Below are 16,794 nucleotides of genomic sequence, written 5' to 3'. Positions count from 1 at the left end.
CTACCGCACGCCACGGGCGTGGACTATGGCGGGCGGAACGTCGCGCAGCACCGGAAGACGTTCGAGCAGCGGCATGCTCACCGCGAGCGGCCCGCGGGAATGGCCGTAGGACGATACGGTCACCTCGGCCACCTGTGGGCTCCAGTCACGCAGCAGCCGGGCCACCCGGCTGCGCTTGACGCCCCATGGCATCGGCGGAGCGGTGTAGTGCGACGTCTTGCCGAATCCCCGCAGGGTCTTCCGGGAGAACCACGGCGGGATGGTGTCGAACATCAACTCCACGCCGGGCAGGCGCTCGAAGATCGTGGCGCACAGGCGCCGCACATCGATGGGCTCGAAGTACATGAACAGTCCCTGCGCCGTGATGAACACGCCGCGGCCGGCGTCCACCTCGTCCAGCCAGGCCGGATCGAGTGCGCTGATCGGCAGGTGGCGACAGCGTGCGCTCGGTGGCAGGAACCGTTCCCGCAGTGCGATGCCTTCGGGAACGTCCACACACAGCCAGCGCACCTGCCCGTCGTCACACCGCTGGAACTGAGTCTCCAGCCCGGAGGCGAGCTCGACGACGGTCCCGCCGGGATGCGCCGCCAGCCAGGGCCGCAGCACCTGGTCGAAGCGCAACGACCGCACCGCGTGCGTGCCGTCGGGAGCGCCGAACGCCCGCTTGTAGTCGTAGTCGAGCGCGTCGAAGATACGGACGCAGTCGGGGTCGTGCAGAATGCCGTCCGCCCGCTTCGCTTCCGACGCTCGGTTGTAGAGCGTCCACAGCATGGTCTCCGGGACTCCCGCCAATTCGACGTTCGTTCCCATGGTTCGTCCTCTCCGGCGCTCGCTCGTATTAGAAAATGAAAATCACTGCAACTAAGGCTAATCTAAATTGGTCTGGTCAGCTGGACAGACGAGGGAACGGCTGCTCCGACTCGACCAGGTAGGCCAGTTCCAGCAGGGTGCGTTCGTTGCCGCGGGTGGCGGCGAACTGGACTCCGACGGGGAGCCCGGCGGCGGTGCGGCCGCCCGGAACCGTGATGGCGGGTGTCCCGGTGATGTTGTTGATGGGGGTGAAGCAGACATAGGCGCGTAGTCGTTCGATCAACTCCTCGAATGGCACGGTGGGACTGAGATACCCGAGTTCCGGTGTGGTGTGGCCGAGCACCGGGAGCAGCACCGCGTCGTAGGGGCCGACTGCCCGTTCGTACCTGGCGGCGGCCGCGCGGAGTCGGTAGAAGGTCAGCGGCGCATGCATGGCCCGCCGTAGGAAGAAGCCGCGCAGGCCGATGGTCAGATCGTCTACACGCCGTGCGTCGAAGCGTCGATCGAGCAGCTTTCCCGTCGTGGTGATCGTGGCCGCGAGCAGCCCCCAGTAGTGCAGGAAAGCGTTTTCGATCGCCACGTCGAACGGTAGCCGCACGGGCTCGACCGAATAGCCGTTGGATTCGAGAGTGCGGGCCACCCTTTCCACGGCATCCCGGGTCGGACCGGCCGGGACCGGCCCAGCGACGTTGTCGAGCACGAGCGCGATTCGCATCCGCCGCGTTGCGGGCCCTTCGACGCGGCCGATCGGCCGCAGCGCGGGGCTGCGCCAATATCGTTCGGCTGCCGCGGCATAAGCCGCCGTATCGCGCACCGTTCTGGTCAGCACACCCTCGCTGACGATGTCGATCGGCAGTGTGCGGGCCAGCCCCGACACGACATGTCGTCCTCGGCTCGGCTTCAAACCGACCAACCCGGCGCATGCGGCGGGAATGCGGATCGACCCGCCGCCGTCGTTGCCGTGCGCGATCGGAACGACCCCGGCCGCCACCAGTGCGGCCGCCCCGCCGGACGACCCGCCCACCGAAAATCCGGTGTGCCAAGGATTGCGCGTCGGCGGTGCGTGCGGCGGCTCAGTGCTGGCGTTGAAGCCGAACTCGGGCATGGCGCTCTTGCCGAGGACGGTCAGGCCCGTACTGAGGAACTGGCGGGTGTAGCCGCTGTGCACCCGGGCGGGTGTGGCTCGGAAGGCCGCGGTGCCTTGATTGGTCGGCATGCCCGCGACGTCGATGTTGTCTTTGACGAACGTGGGCACCCCGTAGAAGGCGCCGGTCCGCTCGGCGGGGATCAGCGGTTTCGCGTAGCTCGGGTAGGCGACGGCGGCCAACTGCTCGACCTGGTGGGCGCGCGCCACCGCGGCGTCGGCGAGTTCGCGCGGCGAGACCGCTCCCGCCCGCACCAGCGCGGCGAGAGCGACCGCGTCGTGCTCGCCGAGCGCGTCGTCGCCGAAGGCGTGGACGCGCGTGGGCAGCGGCATATGAGCGTCGGCGGTCATGTCCCGAATCTAGTGTGTGGACCAGGCAGTCCGTCCAGATGAGAAAGGACAGCAGGTGCCCGCGACACATCCGGATCCGGTGCCGCCGAAGGGCCGTGTCGGCACACAGCTGTTCGCCCTGCCGCCGGCGGGCAGGCGGTGGAGCCCAGCACTGCGTGCCGCCCTGGCGTTCGCCGTGCCTGCCGCCCTCGTCACCGGTTTCGGCAATCCGGACGCGGCGGTCTTCGTCATCTTCGGCGCCTTCGCCGTGCTCTACGGCGAGGGACGGCCGTTCCGGGTGCGCGGCCGGGTGGTGCCCGCGGCCGGTCTTGCGCTGCTCGCCGCGTGTGGCCTGGGTGGGTTGGTCGGCGGACTGCTCACCACCGGAACCGGCGCTGCGCTGGTCATGGTGGTCGTGGTGTCGGCGGTCGCGGCGCTCGCCGTCTTCGTGATCGACGCGCTGCGGCTCGGTCCGCCGGGCGCGCTGTTCTTCGCGCTGGTCTGCGCGGGCGCGATGAAAGCCGTGGAGTCCGGCGCGTCGCTGGTGACGCTGCTGCTCAGCGCGGCGTGCGGTGTGCTCGCTTCGATCATCGTTTCGATGGCCGGAGTGCTGCGTGATCACCGCAAACCCGAACGCATGGCGGTCGAGGCGGCCGTGCGCGCGGTGGACGCGTATGTGGCGGCCCGGGAGACAGGCTGCTCCGCTATCGATCTACGTCACCGGGCGGGTGCCGCGATGGCCGACGCATGGGCCGCGGTCTACGACGGTGGGCTGCCGAGCGACCCGGGGGAAGCGACGCTGCTGGCCACCCTGCAACGCGCGCGGCGCAAGCTCGCGGGATACGCACCGGCCGACGACACCGACGATCTGCTGCTCGATCCGTTGGTTTCGTTCGCCCGCCCGAGCGTGGGCTTCCGGTTGCGGCGTTCCTTGTCCTTCTCCTCGCATGCGGCGATCAGTGCGCTGCGCGTCGCGGTGGGCTGCCTCGGCGCGGGTGCGCTCAGCGCCTGGCTGGGTCTGGAACGGCCGCACTGGGCGGTGCTCAGTGCGCTGATCGTGTTGCAGACCGGTCCGGATCGGGTGCACGGGCAGGTGCGCGCCATCCACCGTTTCGTCGGTACCGTCGTCGGACTCGGTCTGTTCGCGGTCATCTACCAACTCGGGCCGACCGGCTATGCGCTGATCGTGTTCATCGCCTTGCTGCAGTTCTGCATCGAGCTCTTCGTGCCGCGCAACTACGCGCTGGCCGTCGTGTTCATCACGCCGGTCGCGCTGATCGCGGGCGGCGTCGCCACCACAGATGGACCGATCGGGCCGGTGATCCGGGACCGGCTGGTGGAGACGGTGCTCGGTGTCGCGATGGCGGTGTTCGCGCTGTATTGCGTCGCGCCGCACGGGCATCGGCGCACCTTCCACTGGATGGAACGGCGCGCGGTCGCCGACGCGCGGGCACTGCTCGACCGGTTGCGCCGCAAGCCGATGGACATCGTGGCGTGGGTACTGGTCCAGCGGTTGCAATTCGAGTTGGTCGGTGTGGTCCGCAGCGGAATCGACTCGGCCACCGATGACCCGGAGTGGACCCGCGAATATTGGCCGGAGCACGCCGCTCTCGCGCATTTCGGTCATGACCTGCTGGCCGCCTGCTGGGTGCTGCAGCCGGGTGAGCGGCTCTCCGACGTGGACGGCTGGGCCGTCCGGCTGGAATCGGCGCTCCCCGGACCACCGGCGCCGAACCGGCTGCCTGCTGGGCGATACCTCGGCCGTCGCTCCGGACGTGCACGGGGTGGGGACCGATCACGTCCGATAGCGCCCATTAGGGTTGGGCACATGCACGACAGCGTGACGGTCCGGATGGCCGCCCCGGCCGGCAAGATCTGGGAACTGATCAGCGATATCGAGAACACGGGGCGATTCAGTCCCGAGACGTTCGCGGCGGAGTGGCTCGGTGGCGCCACCGGCCCTGCGGTGGGCGTGAAGTTCCGCGGGCACGTCAACCGCAATGGCTGGGGGCTGAAGTATTGGACGGTGTGCCGCATCGTCGCCTGCGAGCCCGGCCGCGAGTTCGCGTTCACCGTGCTCGGTCCTGGCGGCATGCCGGTCAACACGTGGCGCTACGTTCTCGAGCCGGTGGACGGCGGCACCGACGTGACCGAGTCGTTCCAGCTGCACGACAACCCGGTGCTGCGGCTGTACTGGCTGCTGGCCGGCTGGACCCGCGGCAAGACGAACGTCGACGGCATGCGCGAGACACTGAACCGCATCCAGGCCGTCGTCGAATAACCGCCTGGCACAGCGCTGTTCGGCGCGACCGCGGCCACGGTTCTAGGCTCGATGACCATGACTGCTCCTGTGCTTCTCGTGCTCGGCGCCGGTCCCGGCCTCGGGCTGTCGGTTGCCCAATTGTTCGCCGACGACGGGTTCGCCACCGTGCTGGCCTGCCGGTTTCCCCAGGAGGCCGAACCGCTGGCCGAGCAGTTGCGCGGGCAGGGATTCGACGCGGAGGGCGTCGGGGTGGACCTGACCGATCCCGCCGACGTCGCGGGCATCGTCACCGGGGTGGGTGAGCGCCACGGTCGTATCGACGTGCTGCACTTCAACCCGAGCGTCTTCCGTCAGGCCGACCCGCTCCAGCTATCGGTTCCCGAACTGATCGCGGACTTCACCGCCGGCGCCGCGGCGCTGCTGCCCGCTGTCCAGGCCGCGCGTCCCTTTCTGTCCGGGGGAGCCCGCGTGCTGGTCACGGGTAGTGCGGCCGCGGATGAACCGTGGCATCAGGCCGCCTCGCTCGGCGTCCAGAAGGCGGCTGTGCGCAACCTGGTGACCAGCCTGGACACCACTTTGGCCCCCGCGGGCATCCGCGCCGTCGCGGTGCAGGTCAACGGCGTGCTCGGCGACGGCGCGTTCACCCGGAATCGCGTCGCCGCGGCGCTGCACGCGGCGGCCACCCGGCCCGCCGACGCCTGGACGCCGCACGTGTCCTACGACGGCTGAATTCCGTCTACCCGCGTCGATCAGCCGAGCGAACCGGATCGACCTCAGTCCCGGTCGAGGTCGCGTGCCAGCAGTCGTCGAGCAGCACGCTGCCGCCCTTGCCGCGCACACACGTAAAGCCCGCAAGCCTCGCTGGCACGCATCCCGCACTGGCAGGCCGATGAAACTCGGCGACAGGTGCTTTCGCGCGTCTTCGAGACCACGCCCGAGGCGCCGACGGCATGAGACATCACAGCTACCGCGGTCGAATGGCCACGAAATCGATGGGCAACTGCGCGGGTCCACGTAGGTTGACGTGTTCCCGGTAGCGCGGAGGGTCCATGGGTAGCGATGGGGATTCGACGCGCTGGGCGAACCGGGTCAGCGCTACCCGCGCTTCCAAGCGGGCCAGCGGCGCGCCGACGCAGAAGTGGGCTCCGAGTCCGAAGGCCAAGTGGCGGTTGTCGCGGGCCGGATCGAATCGGTCGGGGTCGGCGAACACAGCGGGATCGCGATGTGCGGCGGCGATCAGCAGCACCACCAGGTCGCCGCGCTGGATGTCCATGCCGCCGATGGTCAGATCGTCGGCGGCGATGCGTGGAATCAGCTGGACCGGAGGGTCGAACCGCAGCGTCTCCTCGACCACGCCGGGGCCTCGGTCCGGGTCCGCGCGGAGTGCGGCGAGTTCGTGCGGCCTGCGCAGCAAGGCGAGGGTCGCGTTGGCGATGAGGTTGACCGTGGTCTCATGTCCCGCGACCAGTAGCAGCGCGCAGGTCGAGATGAGCTCCGCGTGGGTGAGCACGTCACCGGCGTCCTCGGCCGCGATGAGTTCGGACAGCAGGTCCGGGCCCGGCGTGCGGCGCCGGCGCTCGGTGAGTTCTTCGAAGTAGGCGTGCAATTCGGTGCCCGCGCGCTGGATTTCGGCCTTGTCGGCGCGGAACTGCGGAGCCGCGCGCGAGGTCGGATCGAGCGTGCGGGACAGCAACGCGGACCAATTACTCAGCCGCGCTTCGTCTTCCAACGGTACGCCGAGCAGTTCGCAGATCACTGTGACGGGGAGCGGATAGGCCAAGTGCTCGACCGCGTCGAAGGTTCCCGCACGGGCGCGCTGGTCGAGCAGATCGTCGACGATCTCGGTGATCCGCGGCTCCAGCCGCCGCACGACGCGTGGGGTGAACGCCTTCGACACCAGGCGGCGCAGGCGGGTGTGGTCCGGCGGGTCGAGGAAGAGGAACGAGGGTTTCGCCTGTGCCGCACCGTCTTCGCGTGTTCCGTCGTAGATGGGCATGGCACCGAGCTGCAACCGCGCGAGCGACCGGTCGACGCTGGCCCGCGGATCGCGCAGCATCGCGGCGCAGTCGTCGTAACGGGTCAGTACGACCACGGGTGCGGTGCCGATCCGGAACGGGCCGGACTCGCGCAGCCGGGCGAAGAGCGGGTACGGGTCCGGCCGCACCGCCGGGTCGAGCAGCCGCACGTAGTCGTCCGTCGGATGGTTCGTGGTCGTCATCGACACTCCCAGCTGTCCGGCCCGGAGTCGGCGCCGGGCTTGTTGGTATTATTCCGATACCGTCGGTAGGAAAGCAATACCGGCGGGGGATGCGAAAATGTCGCCATGACACTCCGGCGCCCGGTCGACGATTCGGTCACCCGCGTCGTCGAACTGCTCGGCGACCGGTGGACCATCCTGCTGATCGCCGAGGCGTTCTTCGGGGTGCACCGCTTCAGCGATTTCGCCCGCAACATCGGCATCACCAACCGCAATCTGCTCACCAGCCGCCTGCGCATGCTGATCGACGCGGGCATTCTCACCCGCACCGACCACGGCGGCGGACGCGTCGACTACCACCTCACCGCCGCGGGCCGCGAGCTGTATCCGATCGTCATCTCCATGATGGTCTGGGGCGACAAGCACCTGGTCGGGGCGGAAGGCCCGCCGATCGTGCTCGAACATCGCCGCTGCGGGCACGAGACCTCGCCGCTGCTGGTTTGCGACCACTGCCGCGAGCCGCTCGACCCGCGCGAGGTCGAACCCAAGGCGGGGCCGGGCTTCCACCAGCCGCCGGGCGCCGAACAGGCCGGTTAGCCGGGCTGTAGGCACTGACCTCGGGCGTGCGGGGCGGAGTACACCGGACGGGGCGATAGCCGTAATGGCAGGTGCCGAGCGCGTCAGGTGCGGCGACCGGAGGCAATAGAGTGGGCCCATGGCGCAAGCGATCGCCGTCGAACGGGCTGGTTGGCTCGGATTCCGCTGGCGCGGGCAAGGTTTGCACGGCGCGGACCGCACCGACGCGCTCGATGACCTCCTTCTGCTCGGTGTGCAAGGCGGTCGTGGCGGGGGACCGGAGCAGTCACTGATCCAGCGCACCGCGGTGATCGGCCGCACGCCCGTCGCCGAGGCGGTCCGGCCGGACGGCCCGCTGGTGAGTGTCTGGTCGGTGCGCGGCGCTCCACATGCCCATCCGCTGGCCATGCTGGACACGGTGTGCGACGCCGTGGCCCCGGTGGCGACGGACGAGGGCGGATCGGCGTATCTCGCGGCCGTGGCGGAGGTCGCGGCCGCGTTGACGGCGGTGGTGACCACGCCGATGACCAAAGGCCGAGCCAGCGCCGAGGTCACCGCCCGGGTCCGCCCAGAGTTGGTCACCTGGTGTCAGCGCTGCGCGGCCACGCATGTGCCGGATGGGATGTTCCGTGCCGCCGGATGCCGGGCCGGGATCGTCCTCGCTACACGACAGCGGGCGACCATGCTCCATCCGGCTCCCGAGCATCAGCGTGTGCGGGTCGAGCACCCGCGAGTCGCATTGCTCGAGGCTTACTTTCGGGCGAACGGCCCGACGACGCGAACGCAGTTCCGTGACTGGCTCGGCAGCGATCCCACAGCCGCCTGGAAGACACTCGGCGCCGAACTCGTGCGCGTCCGCATCGAAGGGCGCGGCCTCGAGCTCCCCGAGCCCCTGCTCGACGCGGTGCGGTCGGCGCCCGAGGCCGAGGGCGTGGTCCTGGTACCGCCGAACGACGGCTATCTCCGGCAGGTCGATCGCCAGCTTCTGGTACCGGATCGTGCGCGCCGCCATGAAGTGTGGCGCGCCCTCGCGGCACCCGGTGCGGTGCTGTCCGCCGGTGAGGTGGTCGGCACCTGGCGCTACCGACGTGCCGAGAACGAACTGACGGTCACCTGTTTCGAGCCGCTGTCGGCACGGCAGCGGGCGGACGCGGAGAACAGTGCTGGTCTGATGGCCGAGACCGCCGGAGCGGCTGCTCCCGTGGTGCGCTGGACCTGACCCCGCTCAGTCCAGCAGACGGAAGAAGGCTTCGGCTAGATAGAGCGGCAGCAGGATGTAGTACAGCAGCATCGCCATCGAATCGGCTCCGATCATGAACGCAGGTCCCACGTCGTGCGGCGGGCACGTCGCACCGGGATTGGAGACCAAGTGGTCTCGCGAGAGCAGGACGCTAGTGCAGCGCCGCATCGTCGGCAAGACCGATCAGCGTGCCGCCGGACAGCAGGGTGCCGGCGTCACTCGCGGCGGATCCTGGCCAGCCACGCGGCGAGGTCGACTTTGCCGGACTCGGAGACCTCCAGTCCTTCCGCGTTCTGGGCCACCGTGTCGGTGATCCGTCCCCGGTACCGCGCGGGGCGCAGGTCCTCCACCGTCCAGCCGTCGCGGAAGGATTCCCGGATCAGGGTGTCGCTGATCCTAGGGCCGAACCCGGGCTCGGTGTCCGAGAGCGCGAGCACATGGAGAACGCCGCCGGGCTTGCAGATCGCGTGCAGGCTGCGGACATATGCGGCGCGCTCCGCGTCCTCGGTCCCGAAAACATGGAACAACGCGCTGTCGACGATGGTGTCGAACGCGGGCGCGGAGCCGGGCGGGTCACCGGCGAAATCCGCTCGGTCGCCCAGCGTGAGCGCATCGGCCACTTCGAACACGGCTGCCGGCACGCCCTGAGCGGCCGCATTGGCGCGGGCATACTCCACCGCGCTGGGCGACATGTCGATGCCGCGCACGTCGTACCCGAGTCTGGTCAGCAGAATCGTGTGCTCGCCCGCACCGCAGCCGGGATCTAGCACACGTCCGGTGATCCACCCCTCGCGTTCGAGTTCGACGATGGCGGGCTGTGGCTCGCCGATCACCCAGGGAGCGGTGTCATCGTCGTAGACGGAATTCCAGAAATCAGCTGGACGAGTCATGGCTCCATGGTCCATCCTCAACCACGCTCGAGGTCAAGATCGAGAACGGCCGGGGACCGTCTACCGGCACCCTGCGTCGAGGGCCTACGACCGGGTACGCGCCGGGTATGAGCACACCGAATATCGATCCCACCACGGCGGAGTCGATGCGGCAGGACGCGGATTTCGCCGACGAGCACACCAAGCCCACGCACGCCGACGAGCATCCCACCGACGAAGAGCTGGAGACCGACGAGTCGACTCCACGCGGGCACGGCGGCATGGACGGGTGACCACGGCGCGCCACGGTTGAGCGGGACCACGCCACGCCCGCGGTCAGCCGTGTCGGCGGATTCGTGGCGGGCCGTCGACACGGCATACATCCAGGCGATGGCGCACTCGACGGGTGGGGTTGCCCCAGCCCAGCCGCGGCCGCCGCGTAGTCGAACGCCACGTCAGCGAGCCAAATCCGCAGGTGCACATCACCTACGGGTGGGAACCATCCCTCGGCGGTCATGGCCTATTCGCCTCCTACACCTTTCCGGATGAGGCAATCAGTCGACTTCGCGCGGGACCCGGTATGGACGGAGTGGGTACGGCGTGGCACGGTTCGCCGGGAACCGTGCCACGCACGGGCTCAGGCGACGGCGACCAGCCGGGCCGCGTTGGCGGATTCGTCGTCGGCCGCCTGATTGGCGGCCAGCTCGGCATACACGCGATCGCGGTAGCGGGTGATCTCGCGCTCAGTGGTGGCGGCGTCCCAGCCCAGGTGGGCGCCGATCAGCCAGGCCACCTCCGGGCCTGCGGCCAGTCCGCGGTCGGACGCCTCGATGGAGATCCGGGTCCGGCGGGTGAGCACGTCGTCCAGGTGCAGCGCGCCCTCGTGGGTCACCGCGTACACCGCCTCGGCGCCGAGGTAGTCCGGCGCACCGGCCAGCGGTTTGCCGAGCTCGGGTTCGCGTTCGATCAGGTCGAACAGGTCGGTGATCGCCGAACCGTAGCGCCCGAGCAGCCGCTCGACCGTCGCCCTCGGCAGGCCCGCGCGCTGGGCGAGGCTGTCCAGGTCGGCGGCGAGTTCCTGGTATCCCACCGCGCCGATGATCGGCAGATGCTCGGTCACCGACGGGGCGGCCGCCCGGCCGAGCCCCGCAACGGCCGCGTCGACGACGTCGGCGGCCATCACGCGGTAGGTGGTGTACTTGCCGCCCGCGATCACGAACAACCCGGGGGCCGGTTCGGCGACCGCGTGCTCCCGGGAGAGCGTCGCGGTGTCGGCCGACGCGCCGGACAGCAGCGGGCGCAGCCCCGCGTAGGTGCCGACGATGTCCTCGTGGGTGAGCGGGTCGCGCAGCACTCGGTTGACGTGGTCGAGCAGGTACTGCACGTCGGCATTGCTGGCGGCCGGGTGGTCCTTGTCCAGCGACCAATCCGTGTCGGTGGTTCCGATGATCCAGTGCGCGTGCCACGGGATGACGAAAAGCACGCTCTTCTCGGTGCGCGTGATCAAGCCGGTGTCCAGGTTCAGGCGGTGGCGCGGCACCAGGATGTGCACGCCCTTGGACATGCGGACGTGGAACGGGAAATCGACCCCGGTCATCCGGTTCATCTCGTCGGTCCACACGCCGGTCGCGCTGATCACCCGGCGCGCGCGCACGGTGTGCGCCCGGCCGGTCTCCAGATCGGTGACCTCCGCGCCGACCACGCGTTCGCCGTCACGCAGCAGCGCGGTCACCTTGGTGCGGGTGAGCACGGTCGCGCCGTGCTGGGCCGCGGTGCGGGCGATCATCATGGTGTGGCGGGCGTCGTCGACCTGTGCGTCGAAGTACCGGATGGCGCCGGTCAGCGCGTCCGCGCGCAACGCGGGCGCCAGTTCCAGGGCGCGCGTGCGGGACAAGTGCCGGTGCATCGGCAGCGCGCGGGCACCGCCGATGGTGTCGTACAGCGCGACACCCGCTCCGATGTAGGCGCGCTCCCACACCCGATGCCGCAACGGCAGCAGGAACGGAACGGGCCGCACCAGGTGGGGTGCGAGGCGGTGCAGCAGCAGGCTGCGCTCCTTCAACGCCTCGCGCACCAGCCAGAAGTCGAGCTGCTCCAGATAGCGCAAGCCGCCATGGATCAGCTTGCTGGAGCGGCTCGAGGTGCCCGCAGCGAAGTCCCTGGCCTCGACCAGGGTCACGGACAGGCCGCGGGAGGCGGCGTCGAGGGCGGCGCCCGCGCCGACCACGCCGCCGCCGATGACGAGCACATCGATCTCGGTGTCGCCGAGTGAGTTCACCGCGCGGGCGCGGTACTGGGAGTCCAATCGTGCGGACACAGCGGTATCTCTCCTTGTTTCGGTGTTATTCGGATAGGCCGACGTCGCCCCTCATTCGTCGACGTCGATCCAATCGAGGGTGCGGGCGACGGCCTTCTTCCAGCGCGCGTAACCGCGCTCGCGCTGCTCCTCCGACCAAGTCGGGCTCCAGCGCTTGGCCTCGTTCCAGTTCTGCTCGAGCTCGTCGGTGTCGTTCCAGAATCCGACAGCGAGCCCCGCCGCGTAGGCGGCGCCCAGCGCGGTGGTCTCGGCGACTACCGGACGCGACACCGGCACACCGAGGAAGTCCGCCTGCAACTGCATGCACAGCTCATTGGCGGTGACGCCGCCGTCCACGCGCAGCACGTCCAGCTTCACACCGGAATCGGCCTGCATGGCTTCGACCACGTCCCGGGTCTGGTAGCAGATCGATTCCAGCGTCGCCCGCGCGAGATGGGCGTTGGTGCTGTAGCGCGACAGGCCGACGATGGCGCCGCGCGCGTCCGAGCGCCAGTACGGCGCGAACAATCCGGAGAACGCCGGGACGAAGTACACCCCGCCGTTGTCCTCGGCCTGCCGGGCCAGCGATTCGCTCTGCGCCGCACCGGAGATGATGCCCAGCTGATCACGCAGCCACTGCACCGCCGAGCCGGTCACCGCGATCGAACCCTCCAGCGCGTACACCGGCTTGTCCGAGCCGAGCTGGTAGGCGACCGTGGTGAGCAGGCCGTGCTGCGATCGCACGATCTCGGTTCCGGTGTTGAGCAGCAGGAAGTTGCCGGTGCCGTAGGTGTTCTTGGCTTCGCCGGGACGGAAGCAGACCTGCCCCACCGTGGCCGCCTGCTGGTCGCCGAGCACACCCGACAGCGGCACCGCACCGCCGAACGGACCGTCGGCGCGGGTGGTGCCGAACAGTTCCGGGTTGGACGAGGCAGCGATGGCGGGCAGCATGGCGCGCGGGATGCCGAAGATCGACAGCAGCTCGTCGTCCCAGTCCAGCGTCTCCAGGCTCATCAGCATGGTGCGGCTGGCATTGGTCGGATCGGTGACGTGTACCCCGCCGTCCACGCCGCCGGTGAGCTGCCACAGCAACCAGGTGTCGGTGGTGCCGAAGAGCGCGTCGCCGCGCTCGGCGTCCTCGGCCACACCCGGGACGTTGTCCAGGATCCAGCGCAGCTTCCCGCCGGAGAAGTACGTGGCGGGCGGCAGGCCCGCCTTGCGCCGGATGGTTTCGCCGTGCCCGGCCTTCTCCAGATCGGCGGCGATGCGATCGGTGCGGGTGTCCTGCCACACGATGGCGTTGCAGTACGGCCGCCCGGTCTTACGGTTCCACACCACCGTGGTCTCACGCTGGTTGGTGACGCCGACCGCGGCCAGATCGCTCGCGACCAGGTCGGCCTTGGTGAGCGTGCTCTGGATGACCGCGCGGGTGCGCTCCCAGATCTCGGTCGGGTTGTGCTCCACCCACCCCGGGCGCGGCAGGATCTGCTCATGCTCGAGCTGGTGGCGGGCAACCTCGTTGCCGCTGTGGTCGAACACCATGAAGCGGGTGCTCGTGGTGCCTTGGTCGATGGCGCCGACGAACTTGGTCATCGCGGTCCTTTCGAGAAACTGCTGTCGGATGGATTCAGAACAGGAACTGGGCAGCGAGACCGGCGAGCGCGCCGCCGACCAGCGGGCCGAGCACCGGCACCCAGGCATAACCCCAGTCGGAGTTCTTGCCGCGCGGTTCGGTGCCGGCTTCCGGAGATTCCAGCGACGCACCGGCGCCCACGGTGACCGGCACCCGGTTTGCCTCGGCCGGCACGGCCTTGCTGACCGGCAGCAGTGCGTGCGCGATGCGCGGACCGAGGTCGCGAGCCGGGTTGATGGCGTATCCGGTCGGGCCGCCGAGCGACGCGCCGATGCCGACGACGAGGAACGCCGCCGCGACCGGGCCGAGTCCGCTGGGGGTGTGTCCGAACGCGAGGATCACCAGGACCAGGGTGAACGTGCCGATCACCTCGGTGGCGAAGTTCCAGCGGAAGGCGCGGATCGCGGGGCCGGTGGCGAACACCGCGAGCTTCTTCTCCTCGTCGGTCTCCTCGTCGAAGTGGCGCTTGTAGGCCAGGTAGGCAACGGTCGCGCCGAGGAACGCACCGGCCAGCTGACCGCTCAGATAGGCGAGCGTGGTCGCGCCCGAGATGGCGATTCCGGAGGAGTACTCGTCGGCGCCGCTGAACAGGATGCCGATGGTGACCGCAGGATTGAGGTGTCCGCCGGTCTTATAGGCGACATAAACGCCGGCTAGCACCGCGAACCCCCATCCGATGTTGATCAGTAGCCAGCCGCCGTCCTGTCCTTTGGACTTGGCCAGCAGTACGTTCGCGACCACACCGACCCCGAGCAGCAGCAGTACCCCGGTACCGAGTGCTTCGCTGAGGAAGATTGAGCCGAAGTTCATCGTTGAGCCTCCGTTTCGCCCCGCAGGTCGCGGGCGCGACCGTGCGTGAAACGGAAATTACGGGGGGATTTCCGAGTCGGACATAGCTCCTATTCGACAATGTCGAATGGCTCGGCTGGTTGCCAGAACGCGGCGCCACTACCGTCCGACCCGCTAGGAGGATGTATGGCGCAGCTCACACTGGGTTTCAATGATGTAGCCCAGGTATCACCGAGGATTCGACATTGTCGAATCCCGACTTGGAGGATAGGTTTCCCCACATGCCGGGTCCGATCCAATCGATCGAGCGGGCGGCGGCCGTACTGCGGCTGCTGGCCCGGGGATCCGGTCGTCTCGGCATCGGCGACATCGCCGGTGCGCTCGATCTGGCCAAGCCGACCGCGCACGGCATTCTGCGCACGTTGCAGGGCGTCGGTTTCGTCGAGCAGGACCCGGCGACCGGCAAGTACCAGCTCGGCGCCGCGCTGCTGCATCTGGGCACCAGCTATCTCGACGCCAACGAGCTGCGCTCCCGGGCGATCAACTGGGCCGACGCCCTGGCGGCGCGCACCGGAGAGTCGGTGCGGATCGGCGCCCCGGTCGACGGCGCGGTGGTGGTGGTCCACCACGTGTTCCGGCCGGACAATACCGAGCAGGCGCTCGAGCTCGGCGAACTCCTGCCCCCGCACGCCACTGCTCTGGGCAAGGTCCTGCTGGCCTACGACACCGACCTGGCCGCCACGGTACGCGGAAACGAACTGGCTCCGCTCACGCACCGCACCCTCGTCGACCGAGCCGCGCTGGCCAGGGCGCTGGCCGTGGTGCGGCAGGCCGGATGGGCAGGCGACACCGAGGAATTCCGGTCGGGCGAGGCGGGTATCGCCGCGCCGATCCGGGCGCCCGGCGGTCTCGTGGTCGGCGCCATCGGCATCACCGGCCGGGTGGATCGGCTGTGCGACGCACAGTTGCGGCACCGGCGGGCGCTGGTCGGTTACGTCCTCGACGCCGCACGGGCGGTCTCGAGGGATCTCGGTGCGCCGCACTGAGTTCCGGCAGGCCGGTGACCGGCGGACTTCGACTGAAGGCGGCCGCCGATGACGCAACGCTACGTGCTGTCCATCGATCAGGGCACCACCTCGACCCGCTGCATCCTGTTCGACCAGCGCGCCCGCTTGGTCGGCGTCGCGCAGCGCCCGCACCAGCAGCACTATCCGCGACCGGGATGGGCCGAACAGGACGCGCTGGAGATCTGGCGCAACGTTGAGCGGATCGTGCCGCAGGCGATGCGGGATTCCGGCGTGGCCGCCAACCAGATCGTCGCGCTCGGCATCGCCAATCAGCGTGAGACCACCGTGGTGTGGGACCGCCGCACCGGGATGCCGATCGGGCGCGCCATCGTCTGGCAGGACGTGCGCACCGAGGAGTTGGTCGGCGAGCTGCGCGAACGTCCGGGTGCGGACCGGATCCGCGAGCTGTGCGGCCTGCCGCTGGCCACGTACTTCGCGGCGCCGCGGCTGCGGTGGATGCTGGACGCCGTCCCGGGTCTGCGCGACCGCGCGGAGCGCGGCGAGGTGCTGTTCGGCACCATGGAGACCTGGCTGATCTGGAATCTCACCGGCGGGGTCGACGGCGGGCTGCACCTCACCGATGTGACCAATGCCAGCCGCACCCTGCTGATGAACCTCAGCACCCTCACCTGGGACGACGAACTGCTGGCGTTCTTCGGCATCCCTGCCGCGATGCTGCCGCACATCCAGCGCTCCACCGCGCCGTACGGCGTGACCCGCCGGGTCGTGCCGGGCATCCCGATCGCCGCCGCGCTGGGCGACCAGCACGCCGCGCTGTTCGGCCAAACCTGTTTCGCGCGCGGGGAAACCAAGTGCACATACGGCACCGGCGGATTCCTGATGATGAACACCGGACGCGATCTGGTGCGGTCCGAGCACGGCTTGCTCACCACGATCGGCTACCAGATCGGCCCCGAGCCGGTGTACGCGCTGGAGGGGCCGATCGCGGTCACCGGCTCGCTCGTGCAGTGGGTACGGGACAACATCGGCCTGGTCACCAGTGCGCCGGAGATCGAAACCCTCGCGCGCACCGTGGAAGACAACGGCGGCTGCTATGTGGTACCCGCGTTCTCCGGGCTGTACGCGCCGCATTGGCGCAGCGACGCGCGCGGCCTCATCGCGGGACTGACCTCCTACATCACCAAGGGGCACATCGCCCGCGCCGTGCTGGAGGCCACCGCGTGGCAGACCCGCGACGTGATGGAGGCGATGAACTCCGACTCCGGCTTGCAGGCCGCCACCCTGCGCGTGGACGGCGGCATGACGTCGAACAACCTGCTCATGCAGATCGTGGCCGACGTGCTCGACGTTCCCGTCATGCGTCCGTTCGTCGCCGAAACCGTCTCGCTGGGTGCGGCGTATGCCGCCGGCCTCGCCGTCGGTTACTGGCCGGATCTGGAGGGCCTGCGCAACAATTGGCGCCTTGCCGCCCAATGGCTTCCGCGCATGGACCCCGGGCACCGCGAGGACGAGTACGAGAAATGGAGGCGTGCCGTCGAACTGACCTTCGGCTGGGTGCGATCGAAACCCCGGGCCCGGTAGCCGCGCACCGCGCCTGAAGACCCGGAGAGGCGGGGGAG

General features: G+C 69.4%; 14 protein-coding genes and 1 pseudogene. 8 read left to right on the top strand and 7 right to left on the bottom strand.

Going from position 1 to position 16,794, the window contains the following annotated elements:
* A complete protein-coding gene (locus IU459_RS16690) occupies window positions 1-810 on the bottom strand; it encodes a class I SAM-dependent methyltransferase (RefSeq protein WP_195130451.1) in 810 nt (269 codons plus the stop codon).
* A gap of 76 nt (window positions 811-886) precedes the next feature.
* On the bottom strand, window positions 887-2,305 hold the full coding sequence (locus IU459_RS16685) for an amidase (RefSeq protein ID WP_195130450.1): 1,419 nt from the start codon (window positions 2,303-2,305) through the stop codon (window positions 887-889).
* A gap of 385 nt (window positions 2,306-2,690) precedes the next feature.
* Here IU459_RS16685 and IU459_RS39690 point away from each other — a divergent pair.
* The 3 genes and pseudogenes from IU459_RS39690 to IU459_RS16670 all read left to right on the top strand — a co-directional run.
* A pseudogene (locus IU459_RS39690) lies at window positions 2,691-3,644 on the top strand (FUSC family protein); the annotation flags it as partial.
* Between the two features lie 468 nt (window positions 3,645-4,112).
* The gene (locus IU459_RS39685) at window positions 4,113-4,565 is read left to right on the top strand and encodes an SRPBCC family protein (RefSeq protein ID WP_195130544.1); all 453 of its coding nucleotides are present in this window, start codon (window positions 4,113-4,115) and stop codon (window positions 4,563-4,565) included.
* A 57-nt stretch (window positions 4,566-4,622) separates the two neighbouring features.
* On the top strand, window positions 4,623-5,276 hold the full coding sequence (locus tag IU459_RS16670) for an SDR family NAD(P)-dependent oxidoreductase (RefSeq protein ID WP_195130449.1): 654 nt from the start codon (window positions 4,623-4,625) through the stop codon (window positions 5,274-5,276).
* A 235-nt stretch (window positions 5,277-5,511) separates the two neighbouring features.
* On the opposite strand, the gene IU459_RS16665 is transcribed toward IU459_RS16670, so the two are convergent.
* Window positions 5,512-6,765, bottom strand: coding sequence for a cytochrome P450 (locus IU459_RS16665; RefSeq protein WP_195130448.1), 1,254 nt, complete (start codon window positions 6,763-6,765; stop codon window positions 5,512-5,514).
* Between the two features lie 105 nt (window positions 6,766-6,870).
* On the opposite strand from IU459_RS16665, the gene IU459_RS16660 reads away from it, so the two are divergent.
* Both IU459_RS16660 and IU459_RS16655 read left to right on the top strand, forming a co-directional pair.
* The gene (locus tag IU459_RS16660; protein ID WP_195130447.1) at window positions 6,871-7,341 is read left to right on the top strand and encodes a winged helix-turn-helix transcriptional regulator; all 471 of its coding nucleotides are present in this window, start codon (window positions 6,871-6,873) and stop codon (window positions 7,339-7,341) included.
* A 118-nt stretch (window positions 7,342-7,459) separates the two neighbouring features.
* Window positions 7,460-8,539, top strand: coding sequence for a DNA glycosylase AlkZ-like family protein (locus tag IU459_RS16655; protein ID WP_195130446.1), 1,080 nt, complete (start codon window positions 7,460-7,462; stop codon window positions 8,537-8,539).
* Window positions 8,540-8,775: 236 nt separating this feature from the next.
* Here the strand turns inward: IU459_RS16655 and IU459_RS16650 are convergent, their stop codons facing one another.
* A complete protein-coding gene (locus IU459_RS16650) occupies window positions 8,776-9,450 on the bottom strand; it encodes a class I SAM-dependent methyltransferase (protein ID WP_195130445.1) in 675 nt (224 codons plus the stop codon).
* 107 nt (window positions 9,451-9,557) lie between these two features.
* Between IU459_RS16650 and IU459_RS16645 the strand changes: the two genes are divergently transcribed.
* Entirely contained in the window at window positions 9,558-9,722 is a 165-nt protein-coding gene (locus IU459_RS16645) for a hypothetical protein (protein ID WP_195130444.1), read from the top strand.
* Window positions 9,723-10,066: 344 nt separating this feature from the next.
* On the opposite strand, the gene glpD is transcribed toward IU459_RS16645, so the two are convergent.
* From glpD to IU459_RS16630, 3 genes are read right to left on the bottom strand one after another with little or no spacing between them, the layout of a single operon-like run.
* On the bottom strand, window positions 10,067-11,746 hold the full coding sequence (gene glpD / locus IU459_RS16640) for a glycerol-3-phosphate dehydrogenase (RefSeq protein WP_195130443.1): 1,680 nt from the start codon (window positions 11,744-11,746) through the stop codon (window positions 10,067-10,069).
* Window positions 11,747-11,797: 51 nt separating this feature from the next.
* Window positions 11,798-13,318: a glycerol kinase GlpK gene (glpK, locus tag IU459_RS16635; protein ID WP_195130442.1), complete on the bottom strand. Its 1,521-nt coding sequence runs from the start codon at window positions 13,316-13,318 to the stop codon at window positions 11,798-11,800.
* A 34-nt stretch (window positions 13,319-13,352) separates the two neighbouring features.
* A complete protein-coding gene (locus IU459_RS16630; RefSeq protein ID WP_195130441.1) occupies window positions 13,353-14,168 on the bottom strand; it encodes an MIP/aquaporin family protein in 816 nt (271 codons plus the stop codon).
* Between the two features lie 260 nt (window positions 14,169-14,428).
* Here IU459_RS16630 and IU459_RS16625 point away from each other — a divergent pair, with 260 nt between their 5' ends.
* The gene (locus IU459_RS16625; protein ID WP_195130440.1) at window positions 14,429-15,193 is read left to right on the top strand and encodes an IclR family transcriptional regulator; all 765 of its coding nucleotides are present in this window, start codon (window positions 14,429-14,431) and stop codon (window positions 15,191-15,193) included.
* Between the two features lie 48 nt (window positions 15,194-15,241).
* Window positions 15,242-16,756 (top strand): glycerol kinase GlpK, encoded by a 1,515-nt coding sequence (gene glpK / locus IU459_RS16620; protein ID WP_195130439.1) that lies wholly within the window; start codon window positions 15,242-15,244, stop codon window positions 16,754-16,756.
* Window positions 16,757-16,794 lie beyond the last annotated feature (38 nt).

This window comes from Nocardia amamiensis (assembly GCF_015477605.1).
GTDB lineage: Bacteria > Actinomycetota > Actinomycetes > Mycobacteriales > Mycobacteriaceae > Nocardia > Nocardia amamiensis_A.
Note: the sequence above shows the minus strand (reverse complement) of the source record. Positions and strands in the feature narration are given on the sequence as shown.